We start from the raw sequence: 17,500 nt of genomic DNA, 5'->3' as shown, positions 1-17,500 counted from the left end.
GTCGCTTGGTAGGCCTTTACCCTACCAACTAGCTAATCCTACGCAGGCTCATCTGATAGCGAAAGGTCCGAAGATCCCCTCCTTTCCCCCAAAGGGCGTATGCGGTATTAGCGTCCGTTTCCGAACGTTATCCCCCACTACCAGGTAGATTCCCACGCGTTACTCACCCGTCCGCCGCTCTCAAAAGTAGCAAGCTACTTTCTACCGCTCGACTTGCATGTGTTAGGCCTGCCGCCAGCGTTCAATCTGAGCCATGATCAAACTCTTCAGTTTAAATTTTCGATAACTAACAGCCGAAACCGCTAACTATCTAAGTCATGCTCAAAAACGTACATCTAAATGAATTCACATATAGGTTGCTTGTTTCTGATTAAGCTTTAATGCCTAACCTGAACAAGCGCCCACACGCATTACCTGATTAATTTGTTAAAGAGCGGCTTGAGCTGCCCGGTGTGTTGGGCTGTTGTCTCAAGCGAGGTGCGTATTCTACCGAATCACACCCGTATGTCAAGCAATTTGTTTTAGAACTTTTTATTTAAAAACACTAAAACAAACTTGGAATCTACCACTTCGAAACCTGATTAATGCTTAAATATCAACCAATTACTATCGAAGTGAGTCGCCATTCCGACAGCCAACTTAATGGCTTCCGTCTCAAGCGAGGCGCGAATATTACAGAGGTCTTACAGGGAGGTCAACAGGCCTGCATAACTTTTTTTTGCAGGCCTGTCTTGAACACGCTTAGATATAGAAAAGATGATGTTTTTTCTTACCCAACTTAACCAGAAAGAAGCGCTCATAACGTGCATTAGCTACCGAAAACAGCGTCTCTACCGCCATATTCTGCTCTGAGCCACACTCCTCGTCATTAATCACCACCGCTTTACGCTGCAGCGCATCCTTCACCTGCTTGCCATTGCTCGCGATACCCGCATCAACCAGCAGGCTTGTAAGCGGCAACTCACTCAGCGACTCCGGCAATCGGGTTGCCGGCAATCCATCTAATTGCAACTGCTCAAAGTCCGCACAGCTTAAGCCATCAGTATTTCCCGAGAACAATGCCTGGGTAATTCGGCGTGCGCCTTCCAATGCCTGCTCACCATGCACCAGACGAGTGACTTCCTCCGCCAGGATACGCTGAGCCTCAGGCCGACCTTCTGCCGCCTTATCCGCCGCCTCGATAGCATCAATCTCAGCCACATCCAGGAAGGTAAAAAATTTCAAAAAACGATAGGCATCCGCATCAGGCGTTTGTAACCAGAACTGGTAGAAGGCATAAGGAGAGGTTTTCTGTGGTGATAACCACACAGCACCCCCTTCTGTTTTACCAAATTTAGTCCCATCCGATTTGGTAATCAGCGGCAGGGTTAAACCATACACCTGCGCAGCGTTCATCCGCCGGGTAAGATCAATACCACTGGTAATATTGCCCCACTGATCTGAACCACCTATCTGCAAAGTACAACCGTAAGTTTGATTCAATACCTGGTAGTCGTATGACTGCAAAATCTGGTAGGTGAACTCAGTAAAGGAGATCCCGGAATCTTCACGCTCAATACGCTGACGCACGGACTCTTTGGCAATCATCTTATTAACAGTGAAATGCTTGCCAATATCGCGGAGAAAGCTCAGCACATCAACTGACGCTGTCCAATCATAGTTATTTGCCAGCACAGCGCCATCTTCGCCCTCAAAGGTGATGAACTGACTGATCTGCGCTTTGAGCTTTTCACTCCACTGCTGCACGATATCGGCCGAATTCAATTGCCGCTCCTGCGCTTTAAAGCTGGGATCACCGATCATACCGGTCGCGCCACCAACGAGTGCAATAGGCCGGTGCCCATACTCCTGAAAGCGCTTCAGCATCAACAAAGGCACCAGATGCCCAAGATGAAGACTGTCAGCGGTCGGATCAAAGCCGCAATAAAGCGTCACAGCCTTTTCATTGAGGTGCTCAGCCAGGGCGGCTTCATCCGTCAATTGTGCAATAAGGCCACGGGCTTTCAAATCTTCTATCAAGGGTTGTGTTTTCATTGTCCACTCAGTCCAAACTATAATTTAGAGCCACGTATTCTAACGCCTGGCAGGCAACAATAACAAACCCCTGCTGCATCAACTCCCGTCTTTCTGCTAAGCTCTGTTCCAAAGATTGGTCTGCCATGCAGACCTCTATTAGAAGAGCCGACGACAATTCAATCGTTCATACAGGAATAGCCAGCGTGACAGAACCTCAGCTTTATATCGGCCTGATGTCCGGCACCAGCCTGGACAACATAGATGCCGCACTGGTGTCATTTGATCTTACTGGCCCATCACTGCTTGCCACTCACTCTCTGGCACTTTCGGCTGAAATCAAGACACAAATACTGGCATTAAACTCACCTGGCGCCAATGAAATTGAACAACTGGCCGATCTTGACCCGTTGCTGGGACGCTACTTTGCTGAGGCTGTTAATCAGCTACTGAGCAAGTCTGGCACAGATAAACAACAGATCACCGCTATAGGCAGCCACGGCCAAACCCTCAGGCATCGCCCTGAAAAGGGGTACAGTCTGCAAATTGGTGATCCCAATGTGATAGCTGAACAAACCGGCATTACCACCGTCGCCGACTTTAGACGCCGTGATCTTGCGGCAGGTGGCCAAGGCGCCCCCTTAGTACCAGCCTTCCACCGACACTGCTTCCACAGCAAGCAGCATGACAGAGTCATTATTAACATCGGCGGCATGGCCAATCTGACACTACTGCCTGCAGATACGCAGGCTGACGTAATCGGTTACGATACAGGTCCGGGGAATGTATTAATCGACAGCTGGGCCCTGGAACACACTGGCAAGTCCTTTGATCAGGATGGTCAGTGGGCCGCCTCCGGCAGGCTACTGCCAGCTCTATTGGACTTTTACCTGGAAGAGCCATTTTTTTCTGCCGTCTACCCTAAAAGCACTGGGCGGGAGCTATTCAATGCCGACTGGATCAATACGCAGATTAAGCGGCTTAACGGGCCCGTGCGACCCGAGGATGTTCAGAACACGTTAACAGAGCTAACAGCCACCACCCTGGCAAATGCCATTCAACAGCATCAGCTAAGCTCAGCGGAAATTTTTCTCTGTGGCGGCGGTAGTCACAACCATTTTTTACGCCAACGACTGTCGGCACACCTGCAAACACAGGTTCAAACCACGCAAACACTGGGACTTGATCCCGATTGGGTTGAGGCCTGCGCGTTTGCCTGGCTTGCCTATAGAACACTACAAAAGCAGAGTGGCAACCTGGTAGCCGTTACAGGTGCGGCGGGGGAACGCATACTCGGCGGTATCTACACCGCCTGAGATCAGACGCTTAGATGGAGAAAGAGGAACCACAACCACAGGTGGTAGCGGCATTCGGGTTGGCTACACTAAACTGAGCACCATGCAAACCTTCTTTATAATCGACCTGAGCACCCATCAGATACTGAAAACTCATGGGGTCCACCAGCAGTGTAACCCCATCAGTGGTAATCGCCGTATCATCTTCAGCCTGGTCTTCGTCAAAGGTGAAGCCGTAGGAAAACCCCGCACAACCACCGCCGGTAATATATACCCGCAATTTAAGGTTGTTGTTTTCTTCTTCATCCATCAGCGATCTGACTTTCGCCGCCGCCGAGGGCGTAAATTGAACACCTGGGTCCTGCATACTTTCTGACATTATTCATCACCTCTGAAACAGGCAGGTATACTGCCTTAACCAAGCAAAACAGTCAACTATTGCACAATTGACAATCAAGGCATCAAGGCAACTTGCTGCAAGCCCTCAGTTTCAGGTCGTTCAAACATGATATTCATTACCTGGATCGCTTGACCAGCCGCTCCTTTAACCAGGTTATCAATCACCGCCAATACCACAACCGTATCATCATCCTGTGGACGATGTACGCTGATACGGCAGAAATTGGACCTTTAACACTGCGGGTTTCCGGACAGCTACCGGCAGGCATCACATCCACAAACGGCTCATTGGCATAACGCTCTTCAAACAACTGCTGCAAACCAGGATCAACCGGGTCACGCAATACAGAATAGAGCGTCGTATGAATGCCACGAATCATCGGCATCAAATGCGGCACAAAGGTCAAGCCAACAGGACGACCGGCAAGCTGCGTCAGACCCTGACGAATCTCGGGCAAATGGCGATGCCCCGGTACACCATAAGCTTTAACACTTTCGCTGGTTTCGCACAGCAAGGTGCCGATACTCGCACCACGTCCTGCACCACTGACACCTGATTTACAGTCGGCAATCAGACGGCGGTGATCAACCAACTGTTTTTCCAGCAGCGGCAGATAACCCAATTGTGCCGCCGTCGGATAACAACCGGCACAACCGATCAACTGTGCACCCCGTATGGCTTCCCGATTCATTTCCGGCAAGCCATATACAGCCTTGGCAACCAGATCCGGACATGTATGCTCATGGTTGTACCAGCTTTCCCAGAGCGCTACATCCTTGATCCGGAAGTCTGCACCCAGATCGATAACCTTCACACCACGCTCGATCAATTCAGGTGACATATTCATGGCAACCCCATGCGGCGTGGCAAAAAACACTACGTCACACTGCGCCAGCTTCTCTACATCAGGCACTGTATACGCCAGATCCAGATGACCACGCAAGCTGGGGAACATGTCCGCAACAGGAATACCCTCTTCAGAACGTGATGTAATCACGTCCACACTTACACCGGGGTGCGCTGACAATATTCTCAGCAGCTCGACCCCTGTATACCCTGTACCACCAACTATACCTGCTTTAATCACCCTAACCTCCAATCTGATAGCACTTTGCATCCCCTATTGAACCGCTCTCGCAACAACTCTAGCAACAACAGGTTTAGCTGTATTAACAGCTATGATACTAACCCTGAGCAGCAATAACTATCACTGGCACCACCGAATTTCAAATCTATTCCGGGGCCATGTCATTAAAGATCGGGACTATTTAGCTTATACTAGGCCACTTAGACACTATTTATCAGTTGTTTTGCTTAAACCGCATAAAGGATACCGATACATGTCCAGATCAGAATCACTTTTTCAGGCAGCCCAGGTACACATACCCGGCGGCGTAAACTCTCCTGTACGCGCTTTTAAAGGTGTCGGTGGCACCCCGTTGTTTTTCAAAAGCGGCAAGGGCGCTTATATTTTCGATGAGGATGATCGCCGCTACATTGATTATATCGGCTCCTGGGGTCCGATGATTCTTGGACACGCGTTTCCGCCAGTGATTGATGCGGTCAGAAAAACACTGGATAACGGCCTGGGTTTTGGTGCACCAACTGCCATTGAAACCACCATGGCTGACAAAGTGTGCGAACTGGTGCCCTCAATGGATATGGTTCGCATGGTCAGCTCCGGTACCGAAGCCACCATGAGCGCTATCCGTCTGGCCCGCGGCTATACCGGACGCGACAAGATTGTTAAATTTGAAGGCTGCTATCACGGCCACTCTGACTCACTGCTGGTCAAGGCCGGTTCTGGTGCACTGACACTGGGCGAGCCCAACTCACCCGGCGTTCCGGAAGCGCTCGCGCTCATACGATTACGCTGACATTCAATGATATCAGCAGCGTGCATGCCGCCTTTGCTGAAATCGGCGATCAAATTGCCTGCATTATTGTTGAACCGGTAGCTGGCAACATGAATTGCATACCACCCGTTCCCGGATTTCTTGAAGGCCTTCGCGAAGTCTGTGATCAATACGGCAGCGTGCTGATTTTTGATGAAGTTATGACCGGTTTCCGCGTTGCACTCGGGGGCGCTCAGGCACATTACGGGGTAACGCCAGACCTGACCACCCTGGGCAAAGTCATCGGTGGCGGTTTACCTGTAGGTGCATTCGGTGGCAAGAAGGCCATCATGTCACACATTGCACCGCTGGGCCCCGTGTATCAGGCTGGCACTCTGTCAGGCAACCCCTTAGCCATGGCAGCAGGGCTGGCAATGCTCAACGCTTTGTGTGAACCGGGCATTCATGAACAACTTTCAGCTAAATCAGAATATCTGACCGAAGGTCTGCAGGCGATGGCGGACAAGCACAGCATTGCGTTCACCACAACCTGTGTGGGTGGCATGTTTGGTCTGTTCTTTACTGACAGGGAAAGCATCACCCGCTTTGCCGACGCAACCAGTTGCGATACCGGCCGCTTTGGCCGCTTCTTCCACGGCATGCTGGAACAGGGCGTTTATCTTGCACCCTCGGCCTTTGAAGCGGGTTTTATTTCCAACGCACACACTGAGGCAGACCTGGATGCCACCATTGCTGCTGCGGATAATGTCTTCGCCCAACTGAGCTGAGAGTTAGCTGATGCAGGATTTGCTGAATAGTGCGGCATTACTGGTGAGCAGCCTGACCAGCTCGGTCTGGCTGTTGCATAGGCACAAGCAGGACAAACCGGAAAGCCACTACAAGGTTAGAGTGTTTGCACTGAGCTGCTTTTTTATTGGCGCTTATGCACTCACGCGATTGATATGGAGCAATCCCGGAAGCCACACCGGTACGCTAGTGCAAATGACAGAAAACTTGTCGTTTTTTATTGCCTTGCCGTTTATTGCCACGGTTTTTCTCGCTACGGGGAAAGGCTGGCACTGGTCAATGGCTGGCTGGGGGCGCTGGTTACTGGGCTTAATCGCTTTTTTTGAGCTTACCCGACGAACCGATTATGGTGTGATATACAGCCAGGTTTTGGTTCTGCTGCTACTGCTCGCTTTAGTGATTGGCGCTCTACTGCTGAAAACTAACCAGGCGCGACTGTTATCGCTGGGAGGCTCTGCGCTTGCGGGTATTGCCCTGCTGTTGTTTAGCCCCACCCCTTATTAGCAGCGAGCGGCAATACGCCCTTATTGATGCTGACACTGGCTGCCAGCCTGCCATTCTTAACCCTGGGACTGCACAGCCAGCTCGATCACTCAACTCTGAAAGAACAGAATAATCAGTGACGAGCAGCCTGTTGACGTGCATCATCGGCACCGGCCAGATCCCCGGCTTCGGTTCGGATCTGGCTGATTAATGCCCACAGACGCCTCAGTGCTCCACTCTGACCGCTGGCAACATCAACGCCTTTTAAAGCGACCTGTTCAGCATCCATGAATTGTCCCAATTGGCGTTTCACATCAGCCAACTGGTAATAAACCTCGGGCTCTCTTGGAGAGATACGCTGGGCGCGTTCCAGGCGAGCTTGAGCGGCACGTAAATCACCCCCGGCGCTGTCCTGCTTAGCGCTATCAAGCAACGCCAACACAGCCGTATTTTGAGTGGATGGCTGTTGCTCGGTAGGCTCTGTTACCGGTTGTTGCGCTGGCTGCCAAACCTCATCGGCAGGTGGCAAATTATCACGTTGCGCACGTATGACAGGTTCAGATTCAATTGGCCTGACCAAAATACCCGGATCTGACGGCGTCACCACCACACCCGATGAGCCAGGCTGGGTTGGTTCACTTGCCTGGCTGGAACGATCTTCAACCGGAATATTGCTGAATGGATTCGATGTTGCACAGCCTGTTAATAACAAACCACCGACAACCGCCAAGCCAATTTTTTCCCAACTCATTTAATAATCCTCACCGAAACAAATTTCTGAACCAGCCACCAGAATCATTTTCTTCTGACTCACCCGGATCAGACCGCGGCTGAAATTGACCACAATCTACGCTGATGGTTGGCACTGTACCACTGATAAAGGGCAACTGGCGCGAACCTTCACACCTGGGATCAGATAGCAATCCGGTTTTTTCATCAATCCAGGCCACTTCGATGCCACTCGGGCGCCGGGAAACCAGCGGCTCAGGTTGATCCTGATGCATAAATTCCGTCCAGATCGGTAATGCACCACCGGTTGAAGTAAACGGCAGTTGCTGATTATCATCACGACCCACCCAGACAACCGCCAGACGATTACCGGTAAACCCGGCAAACCAACTGTCACGCTGATCATTACTGGTGCCTGTTTTACCGGCAAAATTAAGATCTGCTGACAAACGCTGATAAGCATTGCGTGCCGTTCCAGTGCGACCCACTTCCTGCATGGCATGGCGAATCAGATAAATAGGTTGCGCACCTACTTGCTGACGCAACTGGAAAGGGTAGCGAGAAAGCTCTTCACCCTCAGCCGTTGTTACCATACGGATAGAACGCAGTGGCATTCTGAAGCCATCCGCTGCCAGTGTTTGATAGACTTCAGCGACTTCCATTGGCGTCATCTCCTGTGCACCCAGAAAAAGAGAGGGCAATGCCTGAATACTACGCTCTACGCCGAGACGCTTGAGCATGTCGATGACTTTAGGTAATCCAATTCCCAGCCCCAAATGCACAGATGATTGGTTCAGCGAACGCGCCAAGGCAGAAATCAGGATAACATCGCCATGACTTTGACGATCAAAGTTCTGTGGTGACCAGATATCTCCGTTTGGCATACGTAAATCTACAGGCTCATCCGTTAACAAACTCGCCAGCGTATAGCCCTGCTCAATAGCCGCCAAGTAGATTGCCGGTTTAATCAGCGAGCCAACCGGGCGACGAGCATCCAACCCGCGGTTGAAGCCCTCAAAGCGAGTATCCTTGCCACCGACTAAGGCCAAAACCTCACCAGTGCGGGGATCGGTAACCACCATCGCCCCTTCCAGGTCACCGGCACGTTCCCCATGACGCTGTTCAAGGTCAGCTAACACCTTGGACATAGCCGAGTCAGCCCTGGACTGAGCCAAGGGATCCAATGAGGTAAAAATCAATAGTCCCTCTGTGCTCAAGTCTTCATCACGGTATTCGGTCTGTAACTGGCGCTTAACCAGATCAAGGTAAGCCGGGTAACTACCAGTATGCAAACGTCGACTTTCGCGCACACCAAGCGGCTCGGCCAATGCATGATCCCGTTCCTCTGCAGAAATATGACCATGATCAGCGAGCATATTGATCACCAGATCCCGACGCGCCTTGGCTCGCTCTGGATTACGTCGTGGATCGTAGAATGAAGGCCCTTTTACCAACGCCACCATCAAAGCCACCTGATGCAATTCGAGCTCAGCGGCTGGACGACCGAAATAAAATTGGCTCGCCAATCCAAAGCCATGCACAGCTCTGACGCCTGACTGCCTAGATACACCTCATTTAAATAAGCCTCCAGAATTTCATCTTTGGAATACCTGAAATCCATGGCCAATGCCATGGGTAGTTCCAGCAGCTTACGCGACAGAGTGCGATCAGATGACAAGTAGAAGTTTTTAATTAACTGCTGTGTCAGTGTACTGCCACCCTGAACAAAGCGACCAGCACGTGCATTGACGATAGCGGCCCGCAACATCCCTTTGGGAGATATACCAAAGTGTTGATAATATTCTCTGTCCTCGACAACGATCAGGGCTTCCTTCAGGTAAGGAGGCGCTTCTTCAAGCCGAATCAGATCACGATCTTCATTGGAACGCGGGTATATGCCCCCACCTGTACCGGCTCCAACCTAACCAGCGCAACATCGCGCCCTTCACGTTCGTCGATAACCCGCTGCAGACGTGACCCGGAAAATTCCAGCAATAACTGCCTGGATGGTTCAATTCCATCAGGAAATGCAAATCCTCGGGTAAAAATACGTACCCGCGAGGATGCAAACTCAGTTGTGCCTGCACGAGTCGCTGAAGCCACAAAACGGTACCCCAGCAAACGCAGCTCTTCGCGTAAAGAATCCATCGGCAGGGTTTGACCAGCATAAAGCTCCAACGGACGGGAATACACCTTAGCCGGGAGTTCCCAGCGCTTGCCTTCAAATTTTTCACGCACCTGTCCATCAACATAAATCAACAGAACTACGCAGAAAATACTGAACAACACCCCCAACTTGATAAACAAACCAAGCAGGTAGGCTTTGAGCGAACGTCGTTTTTGCGGTTTACGACGGCGTGATTGACTTTTTTGGGCTCTCTTTTTTGGCATCAGGCAAGTATAATCTCTGGTAACTTGGTGCAACAGCAGAAAAGTAATGTTTTATAAACTGATCAGCACTCTACAGAATTCAGCGCACTTTCCACATGCATGCGCAAACTTCGAGGTGATTGAAACACACATCTCATGGATCCTATTGACCGGTGATTATGCGTATAAATTCAAAAAACCTGTCAATTTTGGTTTTCTCGACTTCACCACACTGGAGCAGCGCCGCACCTATTGTGAAGAAGAGTTGCGACTAAATCAGCGCCTGGCCCCCGACATCTATCTGGAAGTAGTCCCTGTCAGTGGAACAGAAGATCAACCACTTATCGGAGACAACTCCGCTCCCTTTGAGTATGCCGTTAAAATGGCACAGTTCGACCCACAACAACGCTTGGATCGCAGGCTAGCTGAACACCTGTTTGAAGCTCGCTGGATTGATATGTTAGCGGAACAGATTGCCGACTTCCATCAGCGCATACCGATTGTAGCCCAGGATAGCCCCTGGGGTGAACCTGACACTCTCTGGGAGTTAATGGCCGACAACTATCGTCATTGTTCCACTGTCGTCGACAATCTGGATGATTCATCACAATTACACCGCTTGTTACAGCAAACAGCCGCCAACTTCAGAGAACTGGAAAAGAATTTACGCCGTCGCAAACGTAAGGGCCATGTTCGCGAGTGCCATGGCGATCTGCACTTAGGCAACATCACTCTGTTTCATGATGAACTGCGCTTATTTGACTGTATCGAATTTAATCTGCAGTTCCGCTGGATAGACACCTTATCTGACCTGGCGTTCCTGCTTATGGATTTAGAAGCAAATGATCAGCCGCACTGGGCAAACCGTTGTCTGAACTACTACCTGGAAATAACCGGCGATTACCATGGCGTCCCTCTGCTGAACCTGTATAAAGCTTACCGTTCCATGGTAAGAGCCAAGGTTGCACTGATGGGAGAGCAACCAGACTTTCAGACTTTCCGTCACTATTTGCAACTCACGAGCAACTACTGCTCGACACCGCCCCCAGTGCTCTACCTGATGCACGGTGTATCCGGCAGCGGCAAAAGCTACCTCAGCAGCCAACTTGTTGAAGCGATTGGAGGTATACGTTTACGCTCGGATTGCGAACGCAAACGCCTGCATAGAGAGCTCAGTCGCCAGGGTGAATATCTTGAGCTCTATGGTGCCGACATGAATATGCGCACTTTTCACCACACCTCCGACCTTGCACGCCTACTCCTCAAAGCAGGACAGTCGGTCGTTATCGACGCCACCCTGATTCGCAAACGGACTCGCAGCAATTACATAGCCATGGCAGAAAGTCTGGGCATACCTGTCAGAATTATTAGCTGCAGTTGCAAGCTGCACCTAATTGAAGCTCGCCTTGCACTGCGCATAGCGGATGGTAAAGATCCGTCAGATGCGGATATTGAAGTGATGCATCAGCAACTAGCCTCAGGCCAACCCTTGTCAACAGAAGAGCAGATGTTAACCCTGCCGGTTGACACAGAAAATGATGAAGCTATTGAGCAACTACTGGCGCAGCTGCGCGCACAAAACCTGTTGATCAGTTAGCCGTATGCCGTGAACCGCTTGGCCATCCGCTGCAAGGCCTTTTCTATCTGTTCCAGCCCGGTAGTGTAGGAGAAGCGCACATAACGAGAGGCTTCAAACTGACCAAAATCAGCACCCGGTGTGACGGCAATATGATTGTCTTCCAGCAGCGACCAACAAAAACTAAAACTGTCATCAGTCAAATGCGAGGCATCGGCATAAACATAGAAAGCACCATCCGGCACGGCTGGCACACCAAACCCCAGTGCTTTTAAGCCCTGTACCAAATAGTCTCGCCGCGCCTCAAAAGCTTGCCGGCGACTCTCAAAAATAGCCAGACTCTCAGGCTGAAATGCAGCCAGGGCGGCATATTGAGACACGGTTGCAGGGGAAATGAACAGATTTTGAGCCATCTTTTCCATCATTTTCACGGCTTCTGGAGGCGCAATCAACCAACCCAGACGCCACCCGGTCATGCCGAAGTACTTGGAAAAACTGTTAATCACAAATACATCTGGATCAACCTGCAAGGCGGTCATGGCATCAACCCCATAGGTCAAACCATGATACAACTCATCAACAATCAGCTGTCCACCTAATTGCCGCACAGCTTGTGCGATCCCTTGCATTTGTTCTGGTGGCACTAATGTGCCGGTAGGGTTTGAAGGAGACGCCAGTAACACACCCGCCGTCTGAGGTTGCCAGTGCTCGCTAATCAATGTTTCTGTCAATTGAAAGCGCTCAGCGGGGCCGGTGGGAACCAACTGGGCCGAAGCTTGTAAAAAACGCAGAAACTGACGGTTACAAGGGTAACCCGGATCACTCATCATAAAGGTTTGGCCAGCGTCTGCGAGCAAGGCAAATGCCAGCAGCAAGGCGCCTGATGCACCCGGCGTCACCAGCACCTGCGCAGGATCAATCCGAAGCCCGTAACGGGTTTGATAATATTCTGCTATAGCATCGCGTAACTCAGGAATACCAGCGGCGGGGGTGTACTGAGTGCGTCCTGCACGAATCGCAGCAATGGCCGCCTCGGCAACCGGTTCAGCCGTAGCAAAGTCGGGTTCACCCACTTCCAAGTGCACCACATCACACCCCTGCGCCTCCAATTCACGCGCGCGCTTCAACAGATCCATAACCTTGAACGACTCAATACTGGCAGCCCTCTGTGAGTATTTAGGAAACATCACCACCGTCCTGATATACCTTGAAAAACACATCATTATACAATAATCATTGATTATTATCCGTGCTTGCCACTAAAGCATCGCAAAGAATATCTTCGCAAAGACTGGTGTATTGCTTCATCATCTGGTAATTTCAGCGCCTTTTAAAATCTCCGAACCGCCAAGCCGGAGCCTACAACCTTCAGTCTGATGTGAGGCTATGTCATGCCAGCAAATAAAGAATCTCAGATTACTCATCCAGCACCTTACCAGGCCAGCGAAGGTGAAGAGTACATGAACGAAGCGCAGAAAGAGCATTTCCGCGAGATCCTGCAGGCCTGGAAAAAAGAGCTGATGGAAGAGGTGGACAGCACGATCACCCATCTGAAAGAAGAAGCTACTAACTTTGCAGATCCCACCGACCGCGCCAGTCAGGAAGAGGAGTTTAGCCTTGAACTGCGCACACGTGACCGTGAGCGTAAATTGATTCGTAAAATCGATGAAGCTCTGGATCGCATCGACGATGATGATTATGGCTACTGTGAAGCCTGTGGGGTAGATATAGGTGTACGCCGTCTAGAAGCGCGCCCGACGGCTACCTTGTGCATTGACTGCAAGACACTGGCCGAAATCAAGGAAAAACAGCTCGGCGGCTAACAGGATAACGCTATTTTGAGCTATACGGGCCGCTTTGCTCCATCTCCGACCGGCCCCCTGCACTTCGGATCGCTGCTGGCTGCACTAGCCAGCTATCTGGATGCGAAACACCAGCAGGGGCGCTGGCTGCTTCGCATTGAGAATCCAGATCCACTTCGCGAGCAGCCCGGCGCTGCCGATCAAATTTGTTACACACTGGATGCCTTCGGTCTGCACTGGGATGGTGAGGTGATTTACCAGAATCAGCGACAAGATTACTACCAGCATCTGCTGGAACAACTCATCCAACAAGGCCTGGCTTATCCCTGCAACTGTTCACGGAAACAGCTGAAGCTGCGTAACGCCTTACAGCACTACGACCAACACTGCCTTAAGCACCCACCCGACAAGCAAGCACAAACAGCCATACGCGCCAGGTATACGCTAAACAGCCCATCTTTCAATGACCGCATTCTGGGCATTCAGCGAGCTAGTAACGGCACCCAGGGTGACTTTATCATTTTTCGACGTGATGGCCTGTTTGCCTACCAACTGGCGGTAGTTGCCGATGACCATGACCAGAAAATCAATCAAGTGGTTCGTGGTGCTGATCTATTACGAGAAACTTTCGCGCAGCTGCAACTACAGCAACACTTGGGTTTTACACCACCTGGCTATGCACACATCCCCTTAGCTACAACAGCCAATGGCCAAAAACTCAGCAAGCAAAACCTTGCACCACCCCTGGATAACTCTAACCCTGTTTCTGGCCTGCTACAGGCACTACGCTTTCTAAATCAGGATATTCCACCAGAGCCCCAGAGTCTGACAGTAGAAAGCCTGCTACAATGGGCGATTAGTCATTGGCACATTAATAAAGTGCCCGTAACTCAGTCAATACCGATAGAGGCTTAGTATGCATCAGCACCGAATACTTCTGCTTTTATCCTTACTGGGACTCGCCCTCTTCCCGCCACTGATCAATGCCTGGTTGTACAAAGGCCCGGTATGGCTGCCTTTTGCTATCTGGGGAATGATGATTATGTTAGCAGCCCTCCATGCCAGCAGCGGAGGCAAGCATGACGCTTAGCCTATCTCTGTTACTGCTGATTGGTATCGGTTACCTGCTATTGCTGTTTGCTACCGCCTATTTAACCGAGAGAGGCCTGCTACCAGCGACCCTGGTGCGCCATCCTCTGACACATGTATTGTCGTTGGCCGTCTATGCCAGCGCCTGGACCTTTTATGGTGCATTCGGTATTGCTGCTGAATCAGGGTTCACGTTTTTGGCATCTTACCTAGGCGCCACCGTTACCTTTATTCTGGCGCCATTGATACTTTTGCCCTTACTGCGAATTGCCCGCACCCACCAGCTAAGCTCACTCGCCGACCTGTTTGCTTTTCGCTACCGTAGCGCCATGACTGGCAGCTTTATTACCCTGCTGATAGTGATCATCAGCATGCCTCTGATCGCCATACAGATTCAGGCCTTTTCAAACAGTCTGAGTCACTTTGATGAACGCGTATCCAGTCAGCATGTCGCATTGATCTTCTGTTTGATCATCTCGGTATTTTCGATGCTGTTTGGTGCCCGTCAGGCTTCAATTCGCAGTCGCCATGATGGCCTGATGGTGGCTATTGCTCTGGAATCTATCGTTAAAATTCTGGCGCTGTTAAGTATGGCCGGCTTTGTTCTCTTCGCCCTGTTTGGCGGCACCGCTGAACTGGCCAACTGGCTTAGCGACAATCCTGATCAGCTTAACCGACTGCAATCCATCCCTGCCGATAGCAACTGGCAGATTCTACTGGTAGCCTTTTTTGCGGCGGCGTTTATCACACCACACATGTTCCATTTACTATTTAGTGAAAATGCCTCCGAACGCAGCCTGGTGCTCGCCAGTTGGGTGATGCCGCTATTACTACTGATTATGGCAATCTGCATCCCGGTACTGCTCTGGGGTACCATGAAACTAAAAGCCGACACAGATCCCGACTTTTTACTCATACAACTGGGCTTCGCCCTGGAAAAAGACTGGTTTATTGTAACCGCTTTTGTCGGTGGCTTATCGGCTTCCAGCGGTGTCATCATCGTAGCCAATGTAGCGCTCGCCTCCATGCTGCAAAACCACCTGTTACTTCCTGTGATCAAGCTTCCAGATACAGAACGCTTTTACAGCTGGCTATTGTGGATGCGTCGCAGTTTGATCCTGCTAGTTATGGCTGGCAGCTACCTGGTGTATTTGCTGGTTGGCAATCGCTTTCCGCTGGCACAACTGGGCCTGATTACCTTCATCGGTTTTCTGCAATTTCTTCCCGGGATATTGGCAACACTCTATTGGCAAAAAGCCAGTCGTTTTGGATTTCTACTCGGTTTATGTGCTGGCATGCTGATCTGGTTCATCGTCATTCTGGCACCTGTGCTGAACTCACAGCTGCATGAAATCACACCGGGACTACTGGATCAGTGGTATTGGTGGGCCATTATTTCGCTGATAATTAATGCCCTACTGCTCATTACCGGCTCCTGGTTGATTAAACCTTCACCTGAAGAGGAAGAGACGGCGGTTGCCTGCGTGTTAAATGCATTGCCCCGTCCTAAATCCAGTCTAGGCCCGGATAATGATTCCATCGAAGATCTACAACTACGCCTCGCAAGTCGACTGGGCACAACGTCAGCACATAGGGAAATCGAAGTTGCCCTGAAACTGCTGAATCTACCCATGACCAACAAACTTCGACCACTAGACCTGCTCAGACTGCGCAACATTTTGGAAAACAATCTATCTGGCCTGCTAGGTCCAGCCGAGGCCACGACCTTACTAAGGCCACAAACACTCTCCGCTGGGAACGCCTTCCGCGGACGTGAAATACATTTACTGGAAGAACAATTGGAAAGCTACAGTGAGCGTTTATCCGGGCTGGCAGCTGAGTTGGATAAGATCCGTCGCTATCATCGCTCTACCCTGCAACACCTCCCTATAGGCGTTTGCACGTTGAATGAGCACCAACACATTTTGTTCTGGAATCAGGCCATGGTGGAGTATACCGGTATAATCCCTGAAGCCGTCCTCGGTTTAAAGCCTGCTGAGCTACCCCCTCCCTGGTCTGAGCTGCTGCATCACTTTTGTCAGCAAAACACCACCTACCAGCCGGCACTTCGCCTTGAGCTGAACAACCAGCAATACTGGTTTAGCCTGCATAAAACCGATATTGAAGATGGGCAACAGGGACGCATCATTCTGATCGAAGACGAAACTGAGCATAAGCTACTGGCCAACCGCCTGGCACATAGTGAGCGCCTGACATCAATAGGTCGGTTTGCAGCCGGTGTAGCACATGAAATCGGCAATCCGGTTACCGGCATTGCCTGCCTGGCACAAAACCTCAAGCTGGAAACTGAGCAGCCAGAGGTGTTGGACACTGGCGAAGCGATTCTCGAACAAACACAACGCATCAGCCGTATCGTGCAGTCACTGATACGCTTCGCCCACACTGGACAAACCGACCACATCGACCAACTAACCGCCGTGTCCCTGAATGCCTGCATTGAAGAAGCGATTGACCTGATGCGTTTTGATGAGACACGTCGCTCAGTCAAGATACTCACCAACCTCGAGCCCGCGCTTTACTGCACCGGTGATTATCAGTTACTTCTGCAGGTACTGGTAAATTTACTCAATAATGCCTGCGACGCATCACCCGATCACTCGACCATTATGCTGACGGCAAAAACTGAAGAAAGCTGGGTCGCCCTGAGCATTGTTGATGAGGGAAGCGGCATCAGCCCGGACCTGCAAGAGCGAATTTTCGAGCCTTTTTTCACCACCAAGGAACCGGGCAAAGGAACTGGCTTGGGATTAGCACTGGTGTACAATATAATTACTGAACATTGTGGTAATATTGAGTTCATCAGTCCTGCCGACAAAAAACAGAAAAAAGGCACTCAGGTAATTATTCAGCTTCCCGCCTGGACGGAACCAAATTTTCCGCCAGGCCAGGGATTAGAGTAACAGGTCCAACTATGAGCCGAATTCTGATTGTTGAGGATGAACTTGTCATCCGTGCTGCACTGAAACGCCTACTGGAAAAGCACAGCTATACAGTTGATGACGTCGGCAGTGTAGCAGAAGCCTTAACACTAACATCCAAGTACCAGTATGATCTGATCATCAGTGATCTGAGACTGCCAA

Annotated in this window: 14 protein-coding genes, 1 rRNA gene and 2 pseudogenes (1 of these 17 cut by a window edge); 8 read left to right on the top strand and 9 right to left on the bottom strand. The window is 50.7% G+C overall.

Annotation, left to right across the window (positions count from 1 at the left end; translation table 11 throughout):
- Together LH51_RS07905 and tyrS are read right to left on the bottom strand one after the other, a co-directional pair.
- Positions 1 to 273, bottom strand: a 16S ribosomal RNA gene (locus LH51_RS07905); it reaches 1,262 nt to the left of the window's first position.
- A 468-nt stretch (positions 274 to 741) separates the two neighbouring features.
- Positions 742 to 2,034 carry a tyrosine--tRNA ligase gene (gene tyrS, locus LH51_RS07900; RefSeq protein ID WP_036521313.1) on the bottom strand — a complete coding sequence of 431 codons (1,293 nt, stop codon included), beginning with the start codon at positions 2,032 to 2,034 and terminating at the stop codon, positions 742 to 744.
- A gap of 185 nt (positions 2,035 to 2,219) precedes the next feature.
- On the opposite strand from tyrS, the gene LH51_RS07895 reads away from it, so the two are divergent.
- Positions 2,220 to 3,329: an anhydro-N-acetylmuramic acid kinase gene (locus tag LH51_RS07895; RefSeq protein ID WP_235263608.1), complete on the top strand. Its 1,110-nt coding sequence runs from the start codon at positions 2,220 to 2,222 to the stop codon at positions 3,327 to 3,329.
- 10 nt (positions 3,330 to 3,339) lie between these two features.
- Here the strand turns inward: LH51_RS07895 and erpA are convergent, their stop codons facing one another.
- Both erpA and argC read right to left on the bottom strand, forming a co-directional pair.
- Positions 3,340 to 3,687, bottom strand: coding sequence for an iron-sulfur cluster insertion protein ErpA (gene erpA / locus LH51_RS07890; RefSeq protein WP_036521310.1), 348 nt, complete (start codon positions 3,685 to 3,687; stop codon positions 3,340 to 3,342).
- Between the two features lie 74 nt (positions 3,688 to 3,761).
- Positions 3,762 to 4,795 (bottom strand): annotated as a pseudogene (gene argC / locus LH51_RS07885) (N-acetyl-gamma-glutamyl-phosphate reductase).
- 253 nt (positions 4,796 to 5,048) lie between these two features.
- On the opposite strand from argC, the pseudogene hemL reads away from it, so the two are divergent.
- Together hemL and LH51_RS19050 are read left to right on the top strand one after the other, a co-directional pair.
- Positions 5,049 to 6,331 (top strand): annotated as a pseudogene (gene hemL / locus LH51_RS07880) (glutamate-1-semialdehyde 2,1-aminomutase).
- Positions 6,332 to 6,341: 10 nt separating this feature from the next.
- Entirely contained in the window at positions 6,342 to 6,854 is a 513-nt protein-coding gene (locus tag LH51_RS19050; protein ID WP_052063578.1) for a hypothetical protein, read from the top strand.
- A gap of 112 nt (positions 6,855 to 6,966) precedes the next feature.
- Here the strand turns inward: LH51_RS19050 and LH51_RS07870 are convergent, their stop codons facing one another.
- The 4 genes from LH51_RS07870 to LH51_RS20475 are packed head-to-tail and all read right to left on the bottom strand — an operon-like array spanning position 6,967 to position 9,953.
- The gene (locus LH51_RS07870) at positions 6,967 to 7,584 is read right to left on the bottom strand and encodes a tetratricopeptide repeat protein (protein WP_036521308.1); all 618 of its coding nucleotides are present in this window, start codon (positions 7,582 to 7,584) and stop codon (positions 6,967 to 6,969) included.
- Between the two features lie 10 nt (positions 7,585 to 7,594).
- Positions 7,595 to 9,103 (bottom strand): penicillin-binding transpeptidase domain-containing protein, encoded by a 1,509-nt coding sequence (locus LH51_RS20485; RefSeq protein WP_268746543.1) that lies wholly within the window; start codon positions 9,101 to 9,103, stop codon positions 7,595 to 7,597.
- Positions 9,025 to 9,387 carry a transglycosylase domain-containing protein gene (locus LH51_RS20480; RefSeq protein ID WP_268746544.1) on the bottom strand — a complete coding sequence of 121 codons (363 nt, stop codon included), beginning with the start codon at positions 9,385 to 9,387 and terminating at the stop codon, positions 9,025 to 9,027. Before LH51_RS20480 ends, LH51_RS20485 begins: the two co-directional genes overlap by 79 nt.
- A 38-nt stretch (positions 9,388 to 9,425) precedes the next feature.
- A complete protein-coding gene (locus tag LH51_RS20475) occupies positions 9,426 to 9,953 on the bottom strand; it encodes a hypothetical protein (RefSeq protein WP_144244212.1) in 528 nt (175 codons plus the stop codon).
- A 46-nt stretch (positions 9,954 to 9,999) separates the two neighbouring features.
- Between LH51_RS20475 and LH51_RS07860 the strand changes: the two genes are divergently transcribed.
- Complete coding sequence (locus LH51_RS07860) at positions 10,000 to 11,529, top strand: bifunctional aminoglycoside phosphotransferase/ATP-binding protein (protein WP_036521307.1); 1,530 nt, start codon at positions 10,000 to 10,002, stop codon at positions 11,527 to 11,529.
- On the opposite strand, the gene LH51_RS07855 is transcribed toward LH51_RS07860, so the two are convergent.
- A complete protein-coding gene (locus tag LH51_RS07855; protein WP_036521297.1) occupies positions 11,526 to 12,695 on the bottom strand; it encodes a pyridoxal phosphate-dependent aminotransferase in 1,170 nt (389 codons plus the stop codon). The two genes, LH51_RS07860 and LH51_RS07855, sit on opposite strands and share 4 nt — an antisense overlap.
- A 204-nt stretch (positions 12,696 to 12,899) precedes the next feature.
- Between LH51_RS07855 and dksA the strand changes: the two genes are divergently transcribed.
- The 4 genes from dksA to LH51_RS19970 all read left to right on the top strand — a co-directional run.
- A complete protein-coding gene (gene dksA / locus LH51_RS07850) occupies positions 12,900 to 13,331 on the top strand; it encodes an RNA polymerase-binding protein DksA (RefSeq protein WP_036521296.1) in 432 nt (143 codons plus the stop codon).
- Between the two features lie 15 nt (positions 13,332 to 13,346).
- Positions 13,347 to 14,225, top strand: coding sequence for a tRNA glutamyl-Q(34) synthetase GluQRS (gene gluQRS, locus LH51_RS07845; protein ID WP_036521292.1), 879 nt, complete (start codon positions 13,347 to 13,349; stop codon positions 14,223 to 14,225).
- A gap of 164 nt (positions 14,226 to 14,389) precedes the next feature.
- Positions 14,390 to 17,320, top strand: coding sequence for an ATP-binding protein (locus tag LH51_RS07840; protein WP_036521289.1), 2,931 nt, complete (start codon positions 14,390 to 14,392; stop codon positions 17,318 to 17,320).
- A gap of 11 nt (positions 17,321 to 17,331) precedes the next feature.
- Positions 17,332 to 17,500 (top strand): response regulator (locus tag LH51_RS19970; protein ID WP_144244211.1); only part of this gene is annotated, 169 nt, incomplete at its 3' end.

Origin of the sequence: Nitrincola sp. A-D6 (assembly GCF_000764495.1) — a bacterium.
Taxonomy (GTDB): domain Bacteria; phylum Pseudomonadota; class Gammaproteobacteria; order Pseudomonadales; family Balneatricaceae; genus Nitrincola.
The sequence above is the reverse complement of the archived record's forward strand: the minus strand, read 5'-3'. Positions and strand labels throughout refer to the sequence as shown.

Bases quoted from the DNA above. Each gene is read 5' to 3' on its own strand.
- tyrS (WP_036521313.1), bottom strand. From the start codon at position 2,034: ATGAAAACACAACCCTTGATAGAAGATTTGAAAGCCCGTGGCCTTATT.
- erpA (WP_036521310.1), bottom strand. From the start codon at position 3,687: ATGTCAGAAAGTATGCAGGACCCAGGTGTTCAATTTACGCCCTCGGCG.
- LH51_RS19050 (WP_052063578.1), top strand. From the start codon at position 6,342: ATGCAGGATTTGCTGAATAGTGCGGCATTACTGGTGAGCAGCCTGACC.
- LH51_RS07870 (WP_036521308.1), bottom strand. From the start codon at position 7,584: ATGAGTTGGGAAAAAATTGGCTTGGCGGTTGTCGGTGGTTTGTTATTA.
- LH51_RS20475 (WP_144244212.1), bottom strand. From the start codon at position 9,953: ATGCCAAAAAAGAGAGCCCAAAAAAGTCAATCACGCCGTCGTAAACCG.
- LH51_RS07860 (WP_036521307.1), top strand. From the start codon at position 10,000: ATGTTTTATAAACTGATCAGCACTCTACAGAATTCAGCGCACTTTCCA.
- LH51_RS07855 (WP_036521297.1), bottom strand. From the start codon at position 12,695: ATGTTTCCTAAATACTCACAGAGGGCTGCCAGTATTGAGTCGTTCAAG.
- dksA (WP_036521296.1), top strand. From the start codon at position 12,900: ATGCCAGCAAATAAAGAATCTCAGATTACTCATCCAGCACCTTACCAG.
- LH51_RS07840 (WP_036521289.1), top strand. From the start codon at position 14,390: ATGACGCTTAGCCTATCTCTGTTACTGCTGATTGGTATCGGTTACCTG.